The organism is Pseudomonas sp. IT-93MI4 (assembly GCF_949767635.1).
In the GTDB taxonomy this organism is placed as follows: domain Bacteria; phylum Pseudomonadota; class Gammaproteobacteria; order Pseudomonadales; family Pseudomonadaceae; genus Aquipseudomonas; species Aquipseudomonas putida_A.
Genome location: NZ_CATKPP010000001.1, coordinates 141,860 through 160,065, shown reverse-complemented (window position 1 = coordinate 160,065; position 18,206 = coordinate 141,860). Strand labels below are relative to the sequence as shown.

Genomic DNA, 18,206 nt, shown 5'->3' with positions numbered 1-18,206 from the left:
TAAAATTTAGCGATGGCGGCTCAATGGGCATCCCATTGTTTGATGCGCAGGCGGCAATGCTTCATCGCATTGACGATGTGTTTTTCCACCAGTGCCTTGGAAATTCCCAGCTGTTCGGCGATCTGCGGGTGCGACAGGCCTTCGATCTTGCGCAGCAGAAAACTGTCGCGGCACAGCGGCGATAATTCCGCCAGGGCGCGCTGGAGCATCTCCAGACGCTGGCCGTGATCGAGAGTGCCATGGGGCGACGGGGTGAAATAGCGCTCTTCGCTGTCGAGCACTTCCAGTGGCTCGACCTGGCGCAAGGCGTTGCGCCGATGATCGTCGATCACCAGATTCAACGCAGTGCGATAAAGAAAGGCTCGGGGCTGCTCGATGGGCGTGTCGCTGGAGCGTTCCAGAACCCGCACATAAGCGTCATGCACCACATCTTCGGCGACCTGACGGTTGCCGAGCTTGGCGTTCAGGAAACACACCAGCTCGCGATAGTAGTTTTCCAACATGACTCCCGGCCGCATCGATGCGGATTCGATCCTTGAGCACACTGATCGACGGCCCGCGAACACGGGTAGCAAGATAGTGGCAACTGAGGTGCGTAATTTATAGTAATTCTCATATAGATTTAAAGTGGCGTTTGTCGTTGCCCGCTAAATAGTGCCGTTCTATACCTGTAACATCCTGTGTCTTCACTTAAATTCCCCCGCGTATTCATCGTTTACAGGACAGCTCCCCGTGTCTGTCGCGCCCTGCGACAGCGTTCTGCGGCTGCGCGCTGTGGCGTGCAGCCGGACGACGGGCCGAATTCCACTGGCCGGAACCCTGCATGAAACGTCCCCGCCCCGCTCGACGCGCCCTGCTCGCAGTCCTTTGTCTGATTCCTGTTGTTGCCTACGCCGCGTGGCAAATCATGCCGCCGGGCCGCGACCGTTTTGCCACCGTGCAAGTCAGTCGTGGCGACATCGAAAGCAGCGTCACCGCACTGGGCACCCTGCAACCGCGCCGATATGTCGATGTCGGTGCGCAGGCCTCCGGGCAGATCCAGAAAATCCACGTCGAAGTCGGTGACGTGGTCAAGGAAGGTCAACTGCTGGTGGAAATCGATCCGTCCACGCAGAAGGCCAAACTCGACGCCGGACGCTTCTCCATCGAAAACCTCAAGGCGCAATTGCAGGAGCAACGCGCCCAGCATGAACTGGCGCGGCAGAAATATCAGCGCCAGCAGAATCTCGCCGCCGGCGGCGCCACCCGTGCAGAAGACGTGCAGACCGCCCGCGCCGAACTGAAAGCCACTCAGGCCCGCGTCGACATGTTCCAGGCACAGATCCGCCAGGCCGAAGCGAGCCTGCGCAGCGATCAGGCCGAACTCGGCTACACGCGGATCTACGCGCCGATGGCCGGCACCGTGGTTGCCCTCGACGCCCGCGAAGGCCAGACCCTCAACGCGCAACAGCAGACGCCGCTGATCCTGCGCATCGCCAAGCTGTCACCGATGACCGTGTGGGCCGAGGTTTCCGAGGCTGACATCGGTCACGTCAAACCGGGCATGACCGCCTACTTCACCACCCTCAGCGGCGGCCAGCGGCGCTGGAGCAGCACCGTGCGGCAGATTCTGCCGGTGCCGCCCAAGCCGCTGGACCAGACCAGCCAGGGCGGCGGCAGCCCAGCCAGCAGCAGTAAAAGCGGCAGCGCCCGCGTTGTGCTGTACACGGTTTTGCTCGACGTCGATAACGCCGACAACGCCTTGATGGCCGAGATGACCACCCAAGTGTTTTTCGTCGCCAATCAGGCCAAAGGCGTGCTTACCGCACCGGTCGCCGCGTTGCAGGGCAGCACTAGCGCCAACCTGCAGACCGCGCAGGTGGTCGCGGCCAACGGCGACATCCAGCAACGCGAGGTGCGCACCGGCATCAGCGACCGGCTCAAGGTACAGATTGTCGACGGCCTCAACGAAGGCGATCACCTGCTGATCGGCCCGGTCGACGGCAGCGGAGGCTGAATGCAAACGCCTCTGATCGATCTGCAGGACATTCGCAAATCCTACGGCGGCGGTGACGCGCCTGAAGTTCACGTGTTGCGCGGCATCGACCTGTCGATTCACGCTGGTGAATTCGTGGCGATTGTCGGCGCTTCCGGCTCCGGCAAATCGACCCTGATGAATATCCTCGGCTGCCTCGACCGCCCGACCTCCGGCGAGTACCGCTTCGCCGGGGAAAACGTTGCCGGCCTCGACAGCGACGAGCTGGCCTGGCTGCGTCGCGAAGCCTTTGGATTTGTGTTCCAGGGCTATCACCTGATTCCGTCCGGCTCGGCCCAGGAAAACGTCGAGATGCCGGCGATCTATGCCGGCACCCCGGCCGCCGAGCGTCACGCCCGAGCCGCCGCCCTGCTCGACCGCCTCGGTCTGGCCTCGCGCACCGGCAATCGCCCGCATCAATTGTCCGGCGGTCAGCAGCAACGGGTGTCGATTGCCCGGGCGTTGATGAACGGCGGCCACATCATCCTCGCCGACGAACCCACCGGCGCGCTCGACAGCCACAGCGGCAAAGAAGTGATGACGCTGCTCGATGAGCTAGCGAGCCAGGGCCACGTGGTGATCCTCATCACCCACGACCGCGAAGTCGCGGCCCGGGCCAAACGCATCATCGAAATCCGCGACGGCCTGATCATCAGCGACAGCGCCCGCGACAATCCCCACGCCCAGACCAGCGCCAACCCCGGCGCCCTGCAAGCGGTGGATCTGCGCCAGCGTCTGGCCGACGGCGCCGAAGCCACCGGCGCCTGGAAAGGCGAACTGGTCGATGCCCTGCACGCTGCGTGGCGGGTGATGTGGATCAATCGTTTTCGCACCGCACTGACCCTGCTCGGGATCATCATCGGCGTGGCGTCGGTGGTGGTGATGCTGGCGGTCGGTGAAGGCAGCAAACGCCAGGTGATGGCGCAGATGGGCGCGTTCGGTTCGAACATTATTTACCTCAGCGGCTCGGCGCCCAACCCGCGCACGCCGCCGGGGATCATCACCCTCGACGATGTGCACGCGCTGGCCAGCCTGCCGCAAGTGCAGCGGATCATGCCGGTCAATGGCGCCGAGGCCGGCGTACGTTACGGCAATGCCGACCACCTGAGTTACGTCGGCGGCAACGACACCAACTTCCCGGCGATCTTCAACTGGCCGGTGGTGCAAGGCAGTTACTTCACCGAGGCCGATGAGCAGAATGCTGCAGCCGTCGCGGTGATCGGCCACAAAGTCCGCAGCAAACTGCTCAAGGATGTGCCGAACCCGATCGGGCAGTTCATCCTGATCGAGAATGTGCCGTTCCAGGTGGTCGGCGTACTCGCGGAAAAAGGCGCCAGCTCCGGCGACTCCGACAGCGACAATCGCATCGCCATCCCTTATTCGGCGGCCAGCGTCCGGCTGTTCGGCACGCGCAATCCGGAATACGTGGCCATCGCCGCCGCCGACGCGCGCAAGGTCAAGGACACCGAGCAGGCCATCGAGCAACTGATGCTGCGCCTGCACAACGGCAAGAAGGATTTCGAACTGACCAACAACGCCGCGATGATTCAGGCCGAGGCGCGCACCCAGAACACCCTGTCGCTGATGCTCGGTTCGATTGCGGCGATTTCGCTGCTGGTCGGCGGCATCGGCGTGATGAACATCATGCTCATGACCGTGCGCGAGCGGACTCGCGAGATCGGCATTCGCATGGCCACCGGCGCCCGCCAGCGCGACATCCTCCGGCAGTTCCTGACCGAAGCGGTGATGCTCTCGGTGGTCGGCGGCATTGCCGGGATCGCCCTGGCGCTGATCGTCGGCGGCGTGCTGATCCTCAGCGAAGTGGCCGTGGCTTTTTCCTTGATGGCGGTACTCGGCGCGTTCGGCTGCGCCCTGGTCACCGGTGTTGTCTTCGGCTTCATGCCTGCCCGCAAAGCTGCCCGGCTCGACCCGGTCACGGCCCTTACCAGTGAATGATCGATCTATGAAACCGCGCCTCAGCCTGTTGACCGTGTGCCTGATCCTCAGTGCCTGCGGCAGTCCCGTTCAACGCCCGGACAGTGGCGTGCAAACGCCAGCTGCCTGGCAGTCGCCCCATGGCGCCAGCGTTGCCCGCAACAACCCGCAGTGGTGGACGCAATTTGGCAGCCCGGAACTGGATCGTCTGATCGAACAGGCTCGCGTCGGCAGTTTCGACCTCGCGGCCGCCGCTGCTCGAGTGCATCAGGCGCAGGCGGCCACCGTCATCGCTGGCGGCTCACAGTTGCCGGAGGTCAAGGCCGGTCTGAATGCCAATCGGCAGAAACTGCTGCGCGGCAATGGCTACAGCCAACTCGATGCCAACAGCAGCAACAAGGCGGTGGACTATTTCGATACCAACCTGAGCGCCACCTACGAAATCGATTTCTGGGGCGGCAAACGCGCGTCTCGCGACAGTGCGCAGTTCGCTCTGCAGGCCAGCGAATTCGACCGGGCGACGGTAGAACTGACATTGCTCAGCGGCGTTGCCAGCACGTATGCGCAAACCTTGTCGCTACGCGAGCAGAGCCGCATCGCCGAACTCAATCTGGCCAACGCGCAAAGCGTGCTGAAACTGGTGCAGACGCGGTTTGATTCAGGCTCAGCCACCGCGCTGGAACTGGCGCAACAGAAGAGCCTGGTCGCCGCCCAGCAATGGCAATTGCCGCGCTTGCAACAGCAAGCCCAGGACGCGCTGATCAGCCTCGCCGCCCTCCTCGGCCGACCGGTGCAGCAACTGTCGGCGACAGAGTCCTTCGAGCACCTGCAATGGCCAGACATCGCCGCTGGCGTGCCCAGCGAGTTGCTCACGCATCGTCCGGACATCGCACGCGCCGAAGCCCAACTGGCCGCCGCCGAAGCTGACGTCAAAGTCGCTCGCGCGGCCATGTTGCCGGCACTGACCCTGACCGCCCAACTCGGCTCGGGCGCCAATCAGTTCGACGATTTGATCCGCAGCCCTTTCTACAACCTGACCGCCGGACTGGTCGCACCGATTTTCAATAACGGTCGCCTCGGCGCTGAACGCGACAAGGCCTCTGCGCGCCAGCAAGAGCTGCTGGAAACTTACCGTGGGGCGATCATCAACGGTTTCGCCGATGTGGAAAAAGCGCTCAATAGCATTCGCCGCCTGGATGAGCAGCGGTTGTGGCAGAACGAAGAACTGAATCAGGCGCAGACCGCATTCGACATCGCGCAGAGCCGTTACCAGGCTGGCGCTGAAGACTTGCTGACTGTCCTCGAAACCCAGCGCACCTTGTACGCAGCGCAGGACCAGAGCGTGCAACTGCGCCTGGCGCGGATGCAGGCGAGCATTGCGCTGTACAAGGCGCTTGGTGGCGGGTGGCAGACCTTGTAATTGCGGCGACTGACAGATCGCCTTCGCGAGCAGGCTCGCTCCCACATTTGAACGCGTTCCATCAGTAAGAATGCGTTCTCATGTAGAAGTCAGTCCGGACATTGTGGGCTGACACCTGAACCTGTAGGAGCGAGCCTGCTCGCGAATGATCGATGACGCAGCCCTCAAGTCGGGCTGGTTTTAGGCTTCAGATTGCGCGCATACCATGGCCGTTGCGGCACGCGGCGGAACAGGCCGGCGAGTTTTTCCTCGTCGGTGATGAAGGTGATGCGCAGCGCCAGCTTCATGGTTTCCGGATCCATCTCCACCGACTTGCCCATCTGCAAACCCGGCGTGGTGCTGCAGCCATGGGTGATCGGCCCGAGCCATGGGTCGTCGACTTCCACCCAACGCCCCGGGGCAAACCATGGCACGCCATTGACCTGCAGCCGCGTGACTTCGCCCGGATGGAACCGCTCGTGGGCGCGGAACCAGTCCTCGATGCGATCGTCGATCCAGCCATGAAAATGCCAGAACGTCGGGTTGACGTGGGAAGAAAACGGATCGCCGAGGAAATCGTTTTCGGCGTTGTACCAACGCGCCGCGAAGTCCGCCGGATCGCGGGCAAACGGCACCGGCTGACCGTTGGACGGATCGCGCGGCACAGAAGCCCAGCGCATATGCAGCCAGTCATGCAGGCCCAACTCGACTTCGGAGCCGAACTGGCCGAGGGTGAGCCGGGCCAGATACGCCGGATCGCGATACTGCGACTCCCAGACCTGGAAGTTGCTTTCGTAAGTCTCGGCAGTCTTGATGTCGCTGACCCACTGACTGAATTCGTCATCACCCGCCGCCGTCCAGGTCGGTGGCAAGGCCGTGCCGTCGTGGTTGTCGAAATAGCGGGCGAAGCCGACGCGGTCGCGGATCAGCTCAGGCTGCGGCAGCGGGAAAAACTCCCAGGATGGCAATTCCTGCATCGAGCGCGCCGTCCCGAGCATGTGCCGGTGCATGAAGAAAAAGTCCACGCCCGAGCCATTGCGATCCTTGCGCGGACCACGGGCATCGCGCTCCTTGTCGCGCGGGCCGGGCTGCCAGCCGATGCCGCGCAAGGCCTCGCGTTTGTCCTCGGGCAGTTTGTGCCACTTGTCCCGGGTCGCATGCCACAACTGGTGAAACAGGCGATGCTCGGGAGAGATAAGCCACGCCAGCAACGTCGGGTTGAGCGGCGTGCGCTCGCGCGCTTCGGGAAACAGCCGCTTGACGGCGACGAAGCGGTTGTCCTGCGCCGGCAAGGCCAGCGCTCGATCCAGGCGCAAAGCCTTGCCGCTGAGGGTGCCACTGCCGGCATTGCCGAAGTCGGCCCAGACCTCATCGAGGATCATCTCCAGCTCATAGCTGATCTGGCCGTCGGCACCGATCAGGCGCCAACTCAACTTCGCCGCATCGGCTATCGCGAGGTCGCCCAGAATTCGATAACGCGGTGTTTCAGCGGAGCGCAGGCGCTCGGGCGTGTCGAGAAAACCGCACACGCCGCGCCCCTTCTGGCCGATGTCGAGAAACACTTGCAGACCCTTGAGCGGCAAGCCCTCGAGGCCGGCATCGGCACCTTCGAAACGGATATCCCACACCCCGCGCAACGCATTCGCCAGGCGCTGTCCGGCCATGTCGGCGACGTCGAAAGACGCTTCGCCCGGGGTGATCGTCGGGTCCGGCTTCGTCCATTCACGATGCCCAAAATACGCCGCAGGCACGGCAGCGCCGGTCAGCGCCAGGCCCGCCATGAACCATCGTCGAGAAATCTTCATTGCCCTACCTGTGTCAGCCATGAAGCAGGCTTTATCCAAGCTAGAACGTTTGTTGCCCCGGCAAATTTAACGCGCCCGGCGATGATGACCCGTGGCGAGGGGATTCATCCCCGATGAGTTGCGAAGCAACTCCCATCCGACGCTGGCGGCGACACCAGAAGGGACAGCGCTGGCAGGCTTTGCGAGCGCTTCGCACTCGATCGGGGATAAATCCCCTCGCCACAGCACCAGGCTTAAATTTTGCCGCCAACCACTCGTTCCTCCCAGATAGCGAAGGCCTCCGCGCCTGCAACTCGATGGCGAACCTGACTGAGATGGCAATGACAAAACCACGTTCGAAAAAGGCTCTATTCATCGGCCTGCCGTTGGCCCTGGCGATCAGCGCCGGCGCAGGCTTTGCCGTGTGGCATCACTGGTTCAAGGACGACCTCGGCTACCCGGCCAAAGTCATGAAGCAGGCCGATGAGCTGCACGAACGCATGCTCTCTTTCGACAGCCATGTCAGCCTGACGCAAAATTTCGGCACCGATGGCCACGAAGCCGACAAGGACGGCGACGGCCAGTTCGACCTCGCCAAGGCCAACCGTGGGCGCCTGTCCGGCGCCGCGCTGACCATCTTCGGCTGGCCGGAAATGTGGAACGGCCCGAACGCCCCGCACAAGCCGACCCCCGGCTTCGTCGACGAGGCGCGCAATCAGCAGGAAATCCGCTTCAAGATCATCTCCGGGATGGTTCGCGACTACCCTAATCAGGTGGCCATCGCCTACACCCCCGACGACTTCCGGCGCCTGCACGGCGAAGGCAAGTTCGCGATTTTCATCAGCATGCTCAACGCCTATCCGCTGGGCCACGACCTCAACCTGCTGGACCTGTGGACCGCGCGCGGCATGCGCATGTTCGGTTTCAGCTACATCGGCAACAACGACTGGGCGGATTCGTCGCGGCCGCTGCCATTTCTCAATGATTCGCCGGACGCCCTCGACGGCCTCTCGGAGCTGGGCAAGCAAGCGGTCAAGCGCCTCAACGATCTGGGCGTGATCATCGACGTCTCGCAAATGTCGACCAAAGCCCTCGAACAAGTTGCGCAACTGAGCCGCACGCCGCTGGTAGCCTCGCATTCGGCGCCGCGCGCGATGGTCGACATTCCGCGCAACCTCAGCGACAAGGAAATGCAGCTGATCAAAAACAGCGGCGGCGTGGTGCAGATCGTCGCGTTCTCGCAGTACCTGCGTCCGCTCACCCAGCACACCCAGGACAAGCTCAACGAGATGCGCAAGGACTTCGACCTGCCGCCGCTGCCGAACCTGGCGATGGCGCTGATGCCCGGCGACCCGATCATTGCGGCGTGGTCCGAGCAGAAGTTTGGCCAGTACGCCAGCCGCCTGTACGGCATCCTCGAAGAAGAACCGAAAGCCAGCCTCAAGGATCTGGGCGATGCCATCGATTACGCGGTGCGCAAGATCGGCATCGACCACGTCGGCATCAGCTCCGACTTCAACGAAGGTGGCGGCGTCAAAGGTTTCGAGAACGTCGGCGAAATCCGCAACGTCACCGCCGAGCTGATCTCACGCGGTTACTCCGAAGCGGACATCGCCAAGCTCTGGGGCGGCAACTTCCTGCGGGTCTGGGATCAGGTCGAGAAAGCCGCGAAACCGGCACTGGCCGCCGCGCCGGGAACTGCCAAGCCATGAGCAATCGTCGTGAGTTCTTGAAGCAGGCGGGGATTCTCGCCGCGGCTCTGCCACTGGGCGCGAGCCTGCCGAATGTCGCCGGTGCCGCGAACGCCGCGCCCGCGACCGTCAACAAGTGGGCGCGGTTGCAGCAGCTGTTCGATCAGGATCCGGCGTATCTGCACTTCTCCAATTTCCTGATCACCTCGCACCCGAAACCGGTGCGCGAGGCGATTGAGCGGCACCGCGCCGCCCTCGACAAAAATCCCGGCCTGGCCATGGATTGGGACCACGGCGTGATCGAGCAGCGCGAAGAGAACGTGCGGGTCTGGGCCGGACGCTACCTGCAAGCCGACGCCAAACAGATCGCCCTGACCAGCAGCACCACCGAAGGTCTGGCGACGATCTACGGCGGCGTGCACGTGCGCCCCGATCAGGAAATCCTCACCACCGAGCACGAGCACTACGCGACCCACACTATCCTCGCCCTGCGTAGCGAACGCGACGGCACCCGGGTGCGCAAAATTCGTCTGTTCAAGGATTCGTACAGCGCCAGCAAAGCAGAAATCCTTGCTGCCATCGACGGCGCCATCCGCCCCGAAACCCGGGTGCTGGGCATGTGCTGGGTGCATTCGGGCAGCGGCATGAAACTGCCCATCGGTGAAATCGGCGCCATCGTCGACCGGCACAACCGTGGTCGCAGCGACGCTGACCGCATCGTTTACGTGGTCGACGGGGTGCATGGCTTCGGCGTGGACAACCTGAACTTCGCGCAAATGAACTGCGACTTCTTCATCGCCGGCACCCACAAGTGGATGTTCGGTCCGCGTGGCACCGGCATCGTCTGCAGTCGCTTCGCCGAGGTCAGGTACGTCACCCCGATCATTCCGACGTTCTCCGAAGCCACGGCGTTTTCCACCACCATGACGCCCGGTGGCTATCACTCGTTCGAGCACCGCTGGGCGCTGGACGAAGCGTTCAAATTGCATCTTGAGCTGGGCAAGGCCGAGGTCGAAGCGCGCATTCACGCGCTCAACAGTTACCTGAAACAACGCCTGCAGCAACGGCCGCAGATCGAACTGGTCACGCCACTGAGCCCTGAGCTGTCCGCCGGTTTCACCTTCTTCCGGGTCAAGGGCAAGGACAGCGACAAGATCGCCGCGCACCTGATGGCCAACCGCGTAGTGGCCGATGCCGTGCACCGTGACGTCGGCCCGGTGATCCGCACCGCACCGGGGCTGCTCAACGACGAAGAGCAAATCGACCGCTTGCTGGGCGTGCTCGATCAGGCCCTTTGACCCGGACGCTCCTTTTTTTCCTTTTAGCGAGACTCGCAATGAACAGTGAACTGCGTCGATTTTCCTTGAGGGCGCTGCCGGCGCTGATGCTCACCGCCCTCGCCGCCGGCCTGCTGCCGGGTGCCGCGCAGGCCGCCACCCCTCCTGCGCCGGGCAAGGTGTTCAAGGACTGCAAGGACTGCCCGGAAATGGTCGTGCTGCCCACCGGCACGTTCACCATGGGCACCCCGGAGGATGAGGTCGGCCGCGAGCCGGATGAAGGGCCGCTGCACCCGGTGACGTTTGCCAAACCGCTGGCGATCAGCCGTTTCCAGATTCTGCGCGGCGAGTGGGACGCCTACCTCAAGGACAGCGGCTACAAGATGCCCGACGGCGACACGCGCCCCGGTCGCGCGTGCAAGGCCGGGATCCCGGATTATCAGGGCAGCGACCCGCGCAAGCAGTACACCGACAAGCACCCGGCGGTGTGCATGGATTTCCCGGAGGTCGAAGCGTACGTGGCCTGGCTGTCGAAGAAGACCGGCCAGCAATACCGGCTGGTCAGCGAATCGCTGCGTGAATACGCCGCCCGCGCCGGCAGCACCGGGCCGTTCCCTTTCCCGTTTGACGAAGGCAAGGAATACAGCATCGCCAAACACGCCAACACCTATGGCGCCGCCGATGGCTACAACTTCACCGCGCCGGCCGGCAGCTTCCCGGCCAACGCCTTCGGCGTCTACGACATGCACGGCAATATTTATGAGTGGACCGCCGATTGCTACAACGAGAACTACGTTGGCGCGCCAAGCGATGGCAGTGCCTGGTTAAGCGGCAAGTGCGACGTGCGGCGCATCCGTGGCAACGACTGGGGCGAGGCACCGGTGTTCTCGCGCTCGGGCAACCGCAACGCCACCTACACCGACACCCGTGGCGACTGGATCGGCTTCCGGGTCGCCCGCGATCTGTAACGCCATCGCCCGGCTAAATTAGCCGTCCTGCCAGTCGTTCTACAGGTGGGCGCGATCCTCCATGGCGCGCCCACCGCCCTCTACGTCATCCAGGCGAACCCCACGAGCAGTGCCGGTGTTCGCCGCTCCTTCAAGCAGGGAACCTCCATGAGCAAACCAACACGCGGGGTGATCAATGAATTGTTCGCCCTGCTCAAACCCTTTCGACTGATCGTCAGCGTGTCGATCCTGCTCGGCATGGTCGGTGGCCTGAGCGTCACCGCACTGCTGGCGACCATCAACAACGTGCTGCACGCCGAGGGCGCACTGACCAGCACGATGGTCGCGGTGTTTGCCGGCCTGTGCCTGCTGGCGCTGACCAGCTCGATCTTTTCCGACATCGGCACCAATTTCGTCGGCCAGCACATCATCGCCAAATTGCGCAAAGAGCTGGGCGAGAAAGTCCTTTCGGCGCCGATCGAGCAGATCGAGCGCTATCGCAGCCATCGGCTGATTCCGGTGCTGACCCACGATGTCGACACCATCAGCGACTTCGCTTTCGCCTTTGCGCCGCTGGCGATTTCCCTGACCGTGACCCTCGGTTGCATGGGCTACCTGGCGATGTTGTCGTGGCCGATGTTCCTGATGATGGCGGTGGCGATCCTGATCGGCACGGTCATTCAGTACATCGCGCGCGGGCGTGGCATGCAGGGTTTCCTCAAGGCCCGCGACTACGAAGACGAGTTGCAGAAGCACTACCACGCGGTCGCCGAGGGCGCCAAGGAACTGCGCATCCACCGCCCGCGCCGGCATCGCATGTTCGTCTCGGGCATCGAAGGCACGGCCGACAAGATCTGCGACACGCAGGTGCGTTCGGTGAACATTTTCGTGGTCGCCAAGACTTTGGGTTCGATGCTGTTCTTCGTGGTGATCGGCCTGGCGCTGGGCCTGCAATCGCTGTGGCCGAGTGCTGACAAAGCAGTCATGAGCGGCTTCGTGCTGGTGCTGCTGTACATGAAAGGGCCGCTGGAACACATCATCGGCACCCTGCCGATCGTCAGTCGTGCGCAAATCGCGTTCCGCCGGATCGCCGATCTGTCCGAGCAGTTTTCCTCGCCAGAGCCGCACCTGCTGCTCAGCGATCAGGGCCACCAAAAGACCCCGGTGCACAGACTGGAACTGACCGATGTCTCGTACAGCTTCCCGTCGGTAGAAGGCGCCAAGCCGTTCCGGTTGGGGCCGGTGAACCTGAAAATCGAACAGGGCGACATCATTTTCATCGTCGGCGAAAACGGCTGCGGCAAGACCACGCTGATCAAGTTGCTGCTGGGCCTGTACGCGCCGCAGCAAGGCGAAATCCGCCTCAACCAGCAGCTCGTCGATGCCGCCAACCGCGACGATTACCGTCAGTTGTTCACCACGATCTTCGCCGACTATTACCTGTTCGACGACGTGGTTCAGGGCGATACGCATATCCCGGAAGACGCCAACCAATACCTGGAGCGCCTGGAAATTGCGCACAAGGTCAGCGTGCGTGACGGCTCGTTCACCACCACCGACCTGTCCACCGGCCAGCGCAAGCGTCTGGCCCTGATCAACGCCTGGCTGGAAGAGCGTCCGGTGCTGGTGTTCGATGAGTGGGCCGCCGATCAGGACCCGACCTTCCGGCGGATTTTCTACACCGAGCTGCTGCCGGACCTGAAGCGTCTGGGCAAGACCATCATCGTCATTTCCCACGACGATCGTTACTTCGATGTCGCCGACCAACTGGTGCGCATGAGCGCCGGCAAAGTGGTCACTGAGCTGCAACCCGCCTGACTGTGAAAAATTTGTAAAAAAATTGCGTTGAGCTTTCCGGTTTTCGGAAGGCTCAACGTCTTACTAACAGTTAATAGAAATAGTTCTCAGTCAACACTTTGAAGAGTAGAAGAACAATGCCCGCACCGCACGGACTCCACCCGCTCGCCAAGGCCCTGCTGATCCGCCGCTCCTTCCGTTGCACCTTGCCAGCCTTCTGCGCCATGGCCCTGACTGTGCCGATGATCGGCCAGGCCCAGGCCGCCGCCGTGGCGATCAATATTCCTGCACAGTCGCTGGGGAGCGCGTTGCAGGAATTCGGTCGCCAGACCAACCTCCAAGTGCTTTACAGCCCGGATGAAGTCAGCGGCCTGCGCAGCAGCGCCGTCAGTGGCAACCTGGAACCGACCGCCGCCATCGCGCAACTGCTGCAAGGCACCAACATCGCCTACAGCGTCGAAGGCAACAACGTCGCCTTGCGTTCACGCAGCACCGGCGGCGCCAGCCTCGATCTGGCCCCGACCAGCATTTCCGCCACCGCCGAATCGGCCTGGGGCCCGGTCGACGGGATCGTCGCCAAGCGCAGCGCCACCGGTTCGAAGACCGATTCGTCGCTCAAGGAAATCCCGCAGACCATCAACGTCGTCACTCAAGACGAAATCAAGATGCGCGGCTCGAAGACGGTCACCGAAGCCCTGCAATACACGCCGGGCATGACCGGCGGCGGTTTCTCGGACCGGGTGAAGATCTTCGACGAACCGACATCCCGTGGCTTCTCCCCTACTCCGCTGTACCTCGACGGCCTGCACATGCCTTACGGCGGCGGCAGCACCGGCGGTTCGCTGCAGATCGACCCGTACACCCTGGAGCGCGTCGAAGTGCTCAAAGGCCCGGCCTCGGTGCTGTACGGCCAGAACCAGCCGGGCGGTATCGTCAACATGGTCAGCAAGCGTCCGACCGCGACCCCGCTGCACGAAGTGAAGCTCGGTGGCGGCAGCTATGACCGCAAGTACGGTGCCTTCGACCTCGGCGGCCCGATCGATGATCAGGGCGAATTCCTCTATCGCCTGACCGGTGTGGTCAACGACAGCGGCTCGGCCATCGACTACGCCAGCCAGAACCGCATGCTGCTGGCGCCAAGCCTGACCTGGCTGCCCAACGATCAGACCACCATCACCGTGTTCGGTCAGTACCAGAAAGACCACGATGTACCGGAAGCCCAAGGCCTGCCGGCCAACGGCACGGTGCATCGCAGCCAGGCCGGGCGCATCAGCCGCAGCCTGTTCCTCGGCGAGCCGGACGTGAACAAGTACCACCGCGAGCAGTTCGTCGTCGGTTACGAGATCGCTCACGAACTCAACGACGTCTGGACCCTGAAGCAGAACGCGCGTTACGCCGACATCAACGACCAGTACGTGGCGCCGCTGCACGGTTATGCGTTCCCGACCAACCCGGTCACCGGCCTCAACGACGGCAGCTACCAGAGCCGTTATGCGGTGGACTGGTCGCAGCACAACAAGGTCTACGGCATCGATAACATTGCCCAGGCCAAGTTCCACACCGCCGACGTCGAGCACACCGTGCTGCTGGGTGTGGACTACTACCACTACAATTCGAAATTCCTCGGCCTGTACGACCGCACCGCTCCAGGTCTGGACCTGTACAACCCGGTGTATGGCAGCCAGATCAATTTCCGTCAGCCGTACAAATGGGACAACACCATCACCCAGACCGGCCTGTACGCTCAGGATCAACTGCGCTGGAACCAGTGGTTCCTGACCCTCGGCGGTCGTTATGACTTCGCCGAAACCGACAACAAGCAACCGCTGAGCGGCGGCCACAGCAACCAGAAGGACGAGAAGTTCACCGGTCGTGCCGGCCTGGGCTACGAGTTCGACAACGGCATCACGCCGTACATCAGCTACGCCGAATCGTTCCTGCCGCAAACCGGTACCGACATGAGCGGCGGCGCCTTCGAACCGACCACCGGCAAGCAGTACGAAGTCGGCGTCAAGTACGAGCCGAAGTCGATCGACGGCTTCATCCAGCTGTCGGCGTACCAGATCGACCAGGACAATATGCTCACCACCGACCTCAACAACCCGGGCTTCAGCACCCAGAGCGGCTCCGTGCGTTCGCGCGGTATCGAGCTGGAAGGCAAGGTCAACGTCACCCGCAACCTGCGCGTGCTGGCGGCGGTGTCGCGTAACCAGACCAAGTGGGAGAAGGACAACGACGGTCGCGAAGGTCGCACTCTGGCCATGCGTCCACCGCTGACCGCCTCCGCGTGGGTCAACTACGACTTCGACATCTCTACCGCCCTCGCCGGTTTCGGCATGGGCCTGGGCGCCCGTTACGTGCGCAGCAGCTACGGTTCGGATTACGAGTCGGACTCGTTCCAGATCCCGTCCTATACCGTGTATGACGCCATGGTTTCTTACGACCTGGAGAAATCGCCGCTGCATGTCAAAGGCGTGAAACTGCAAGCCAATCTGCAGAACCTCACCGACGAGAAATACGTGGCCGCGTGCAACGGTACCCTCGATTGCTACTACGGCGAAGGCCGGACCATGACTGCTGACGTGACCTACAACTGGTAATACGTTTAGCGCTCACTGAAACGCCGGCATTTGCTGGCGTTTTTTTTGGGCCTTGGCGGCCTTTGGGCCGACCAGGCTCTTGGGGTTTTGGGTGTATATCCGTTTCTGCGGGTGTTGCTGCTGGCGGTTTCGCTCTTACAGCGAGTCACCTTTTCCAGACGCCGAAAAGGTAACCCAAAAGGCTTTGCCCCGGCGTACGGCACTTCGCTGAGGCTCAGTGTTCCCTCGCTACGGTGTCCATCCGGGGGCATCGCCTCCGGTTTGCTTCGCTGCACCTCCTCTCGATGTATGCGGCTCCGCCGCATGGCGCTGCGCGCCTATCCCCCGGATGAACACCTACGCTCGGCCTGCCGAAGGGGCTGAAGATCAAAAGCCACATCAAGAGCCAAAGCCAAAGCCAAAGCCAAAGCCAAAGCCAAAGCCAAAGCCAAAGCCAAAGCCAAAGCAGATCAAAAGATCGCAGCCTTCGGCAGCTCCTGCGTGGGATTGGGTGTTTTCAGTTGGAGTTTGGTCGGCTGGCAGGCCGCCTTCGCGAGCAAGCCCGCTCCCACAGGGGGATGGGGTGTATTCAGGTAGAGATTGGTCAGCTGTCAGGCCGCCTTCACCAGCAGGCTGGCTCCTACAATTTAGAGAGCGTGCACCCCTTGCGGCGAAGCCGCCCCACTCAACACAATGAGCGTTAGCTCGAGTACCGCTTTTGATCTGAGGGCCCGTCGGCAGGCTGAGTGGAGGGATTTATCCGGGGGTGGGAGCGCAGCGACCGTTTGGCGCAGCCAAACACAGCGAGAGGAGGTGCAGCGAAGCAAACCGTAGGCGCTGCCCCCCGGATGAATCCCGGAGCGAAGGAACCCGAGCCTAAGCGAGGGCCGAACGTCAGGGCATAGACCTTTTGGTTACTTTTGGCTGGGCCGGCATTCCGGGCGTTTGCCAAAAGTGACCCGCCGTAAGGGCGGAACCCTAGGCGGCCGTTACCGCAGCAACGGATATTCACCCACTCACCCACCCACCCCGTCAAGCCAAATCAAACACCTCTACCAAGCGCCCAGCAATCAACCCCAGCGCCTCTTCAGCCTCATCAACAATCGCCCCCATCCGCATAAAGTCATGGGTCATGCCCGAGTACACCTGCAAATCCACAACAACCCCCGCCGCCTGCAAATGCCGGGCATAAGCCACCCCCTCATCGTGCAACGGATCACACTCGGCCAACACCATCAGCACCGGCGCGACATTGGCCGGGACTTCGCCGAGCAACGGCGAGAAACGCGGATCAAGACGATCGCTGGCATCACGCTGATAGTGCGCGTAGAACCACTGCAGCGAAGCCTTCTCCAGCAGATAACCTTCGGCGAAACGCTCGATCGAAGGCGTGCTGCGACTGGCATCGGTGACCGGATAAATCAGCACCTGCAAACGCGGCTGCACAGCGGCATCCGTCAGTTGCGCAGCCAGCACCGTGGCCAGGCTGCCACCAACGCTGTCACCAGCAATCGCCAGCCGCGCCGTGTCGATGCCCAGATCAGCAGCACTCGCCACCAGCCAGTCCCAGGCATCGCGGGCGTCGTCGGCCGCTGTCGGGAAACGATGTTCCGGCGCCAGTCGATACGCCACCGACAGCACCACACAATCCGCCAGCGCGGCCAACGCGCGGCACAGCGAATCATGCGAGTCGAGGCTGCCGACCACATAGCCGCCGCCATGGAAATACAACAGTGCCGGACGTCCGGCGCCCGCCTGCAACGGATGATTGCTGTAGATCCGTGCGTTCAACAGTGCACCGTCACGCACCGGCAATTGCAGCTCATCCACCACGGCCAGTTCTTCACCGCCGGCGTCCATCAGCAACGATGACTGATCGAACTGTTCACGGGCCTCGCTCGGGGTCAGCTCATGCATGCCGACGCGTTTGCCACTGGCCCGGCCGTTGCCGACCAGTTGCAGAAATGCGGCGATATCAGGATTCAATGACATTCAAATCTCCAAAGCGGTCGGGCGCCAGCAGCGCCCGATCGCTTTTACTTGGCTTTCACAGCAGGTTTCAGGACATGACTACTGATTCAACGATCTGGCCGAGCATTTCTTCAGCCTCGGACAGGAAAGTTTCATCGCGCGGGATCTGGAAGTGCCCGCAATCCAGCCATTCACCGCCCATGCCCGGCTGGTCGAGTTGCGCCGCCAGCTCCAGTGCCTCGGCTTCGCGACCCAAGGTCCACCAGCACGTCGGGTTGACGGTCAGCGGCGCACAGCGCTCAAGCTTGAGCGACAACTGCTTGAGCCGGCGCGCCACGCTGAACACCTGCGCCAGTTCTTCGGCACCCAGCGCCACATAAGTCGACGCCCCGCGCTCGGCGCTCATGGCACGCTGGAACAGCGCACGCAGGTTGTGCGGCGTTTCTTCACCGTCGATGGGCAGGCCCGGTGCGGCGTCCGGCAGCGTCACCTGCAGGAAGTCGCGCAGGTCGGCTTGCCAGTCATCGACAGCCCCGGCGTCGACCGCCGCCGACGGCACGAAGCTGTCGACCAGCCCGACAAACTTGACCTGTTGCCCGGCCTGCTCCAGTTGCGCGGCGATCAACATCGCCAGCGTACCGCCCAGTGACCAGCCCAACAGGTGATACGGCCCGTGCGGCTGTTTCTGGCGAATCTGCGCCAGGTAATCACTCGCCATCTCGTGCAACGAGGTGTCGTTGAACGTCGGATCCAGCAGCATTCGCGACTGAATCGCCAACACCTGGCGTTGACCGCTCAAGCGCCGCGCCAGC

The 18,206-nt window shown here is 62.6% G+C and carries 12 protein-coding genes (1 of these 12 cut by a window edge); 8 read left to right on the top strand and 4 right to left on the bottom strand.

From position 1 onward, the window contains the following. Positions 1-20 precede the first annotated feature (20 nt). Positions 21-503 carry a sigma-70 family RNA polymerase sigma factor gene (locus tag ACM6I7_RS00535; RefSeq protein ID WP_027614027.1) on the bottom strand — a complete coding sequence of 161 codons (483 nt, stop codon included), beginning with the start codon at positions 501-503 and terminating at the stop codon, positions 21-23. A 320-nt stretch (positions 504-823) separates the two neighbouring features. Between ACM6I7_RS00535 and ACM6I7_RS00530 the strand changes: the two genes are divergently transcribed. From ACM6I7_RS00530 to ACM6I7_RS00520, 3 genes are read left to right on the top strand one after another with little or no spacing between them, the layout of a single operon-like run. Then, a complete protein-coding gene (locus ACM6I7_RS00530) occupies positions 824-1,996 on the top strand; it encodes an efflux RND transporter periplasmic adaptor subunit (RefSeq protein ID WP_414887759.1) in 1,173 nt (390 codons plus the stop codon). Next, positions 1,997-3,970 carry a MacB family efflux pump subunit gene (locus ACM6I7_RS00525; RefSeq protein WP_414887758.1) on the top strand — a complete coding sequence of 658 codons (1,974 nt, stop codon included), beginning with the start codon at positions 1,997-1,999 and terminating at the stop codon, positions 3,968-3,970. It begins immediately after the preceding gene. Between the two features lie 7 nt (positions 3,971-3,977). Then, on the top strand, positions 3,978-5,369 hold the full coding sequence (locus ACM6I7_RS00520) for an efflux transporter outer membrane subunit (protein ID WP_414887757.1): 1,392 nt from the start codon (positions 3,978-3,980) through the stop codon (positions 5,367-5,369). A gap of 164 nt (positions 5,370-5,533) precedes the next feature. Here the strand turns inward: ACM6I7_RS00520 and ACM6I7_RS00515 are convergent, their stop codons facing one another. Then, on the bottom strand, positions 5,534-7,153 hold the full coding sequence (locus ACM6I7_RS00515; protein ID WP_414887756.1) for a PvdJ/PvdD/PvdP-like protein: 1,620 nt from the start codon (positions 7,151-7,153) through the stop codon (positions 5,534-5,536). Between the two features lie 320 nt (positions 7,154-7,473). Between ACM6I7_RS00515 and pvdM the strand changes: the two genes are divergently transcribed. From pvdM to ACM6I7_RS00490, 5 genes are all read left to right on the top strand, one after another. After that, positions 7,474-8,844 (top strand): pyoverdine-tailoring dipeptidase-like protein PvdM, encoded by a 1,371-nt coding sequence (pvdM, locus tag ACM6I7_RS00510; RefSeq protein WP_414887755.1) that lies wholly within the window; start codon positions 7,474-7,476, stop codon positions 8,842-8,844. Next, a complete protein-coding gene (locus ACM6I7_RS00505) occupies positions 8,841-10,121 on the top strand; it encodes an aminotransferase class V-fold PLP-dependent enzyme (RefSeq protein WP_414887754.1) in 1,281 nt (426 codons plus the stop codon). Before pvdM ends, ACM6I7_RS00505 begins: the two co-directional genes overlap by 4 nt. A gap of 38 nt (positions 10,122-10,159) precedes the next feature. Beyond that, positions 10,160-11,068, top strand: a complete 909-nt coding sequence (locus tag ACM6I7_RS00500; protein WP_414887753.1) for a formylglycine-generating enzyme family protein — start codon at positions 10,160-10,162, stop codon at positions 11,066-11,068. Between the two features lie 147 nt (positions 11,069-11,215). Further along, positions 11,216-12,865 (top strand): cyclic peptide export ABC transporter, encoded by a 1,650-nt coding sequence (locus tag ACM6I7_RS00495; RefSeq protein WP_414887752.1) that lies wholly within the window; start codon positions 11,216-11,218, stop codon positions 12,863-12,865. A 116-nt stretch (positions 12,866-12,981) separates the two neighbouring features. Beyond that, positions 12,982-15,444 carry a TonB-dependent siderophore receptor gene (locus tag ACM6I7_RS00490; RefSeq protein ID WP_115990297.1) on the top strand — a complete coding sequence of 821 codons (2,463 nt, stop codon included), beginning with the start codon at positions 12,982-12,984 and terminating at the stop codon, positions 15,442-15,444. 1,011 nt (positions 15,445-16,455) lie between these two features. Here ACM6I7_RS00490 and ACM6I7_RS00485 read toward each other — a convergent pair. After that, complete coding sequence (locus tag ACM6I7_RS00485) at positions 16,456-17,415, bottom strand: alpha/beta hydrolase (protein WP_414887751.1); 960 nt, start codon at positions 17,413-17,415, stop codon at positions 16,456-16,458. A 67-nt stretch (positions 17,416-17,482) separates the two neighbouring features. After that, on the bottom strand, positions 17,483-18,206 hold the 3' portion of the coding sequence (locus ACM6I7_RS00480; RefSeq protein ID WP_414887750.1) for a non-ribosomal peptide synthase/polyketide synthase. 14,273 nt of this gene lie beyond the right edge of the window; only the last 724 of its 14,997 coding nucleotides appear in the window; its start codon lies beyond the right edge, outside the window; it ends in the stop codon at positions 17,483-17,485.

Excerpts from the sequence above, each read along its gene's own strand:
- ACM6I7_RS00535 (WP_027614027.1), bottom strand. The coding sequence starts at position 503 with ATGTTGGAAAACTACTATCGCGAGCTGGTGTGTTTCCTGAACGCCAAG.
- ACM6I7_RS00530 (WP_414887759.1), top strand. The coding sequence starts at position 824 with ATGAAACGTCCCCGCCCCGCTCGACGCGCCCTGCTCGCAGTCCTTTGT.
- ACM6I7_RS00525 (WP_414887758.1), top strand. The coding sequence starts at position 1,997 with ATGCAAACGCCTCTGATCGATCTGCAGGACATTCGCAAATCCTACGGC.
- ACM6I7_RS00520 (WP_414887757.1), top strand. The coding sequence starts at position 3,978 with ATGAAACCGCGCCTCAGCCTGTTGACCGTGTGCCTGATCCTCAGTGCC.
- ACM6I7_RS00515 (WP_414887756.1), bottom strand. The coding sequence starts at position 7,153 with ATGAAGATTTCTCGACGATGGTTCATGGCGGGCCTGGCGCTGACCGGC.
- pvdM (WP_414887755.1), top strand. The coding sequence starts at position 7,474 with ATGACAAAACCACGTTCGAAAAAGGCTCTATTCATCGGCCTGCCGTTG.
- ACM6I7_RS00505 (WP_414887754.1), top strand. The coding sequence starts at position 8,841 with ATGAGCAATCGTCGTGAGTTCTTGAAGCAGGCGGGGATTCTCGCCGCG.
- ACM6I7_RS00500 (WP_414887753.1), top strand. The coding sequence starts at position 10,160 with ATGAACAGTGAACTGCGTCGATTTTCCTTGAGGGCGCTGCCGGCGCTG.
- ACM6I7_RS00495 (WP_414887752.1), top strand. The coding sequence starts at position 11,216 with ATGAGCAAACCAACACGCGGGGTGATCAATGAATTGTTCGCCCTGCTC.
- ACM6I7_RS00490 (WP_115990297.1), top strand. The coding sequence starts at position 12,982 with ATGCCCGCACCGCACGGACTCCACCCGCTCGCCAAGGCCCTGCTGATC.
- ACM6I7_RS00485 (WP_414887751.1), bottom strand. The coding sequence starts at position 17,415 with ATGTCATTGAATCCTGATATCGCCGCATTTCTGCAACTGGTCGGCAAC.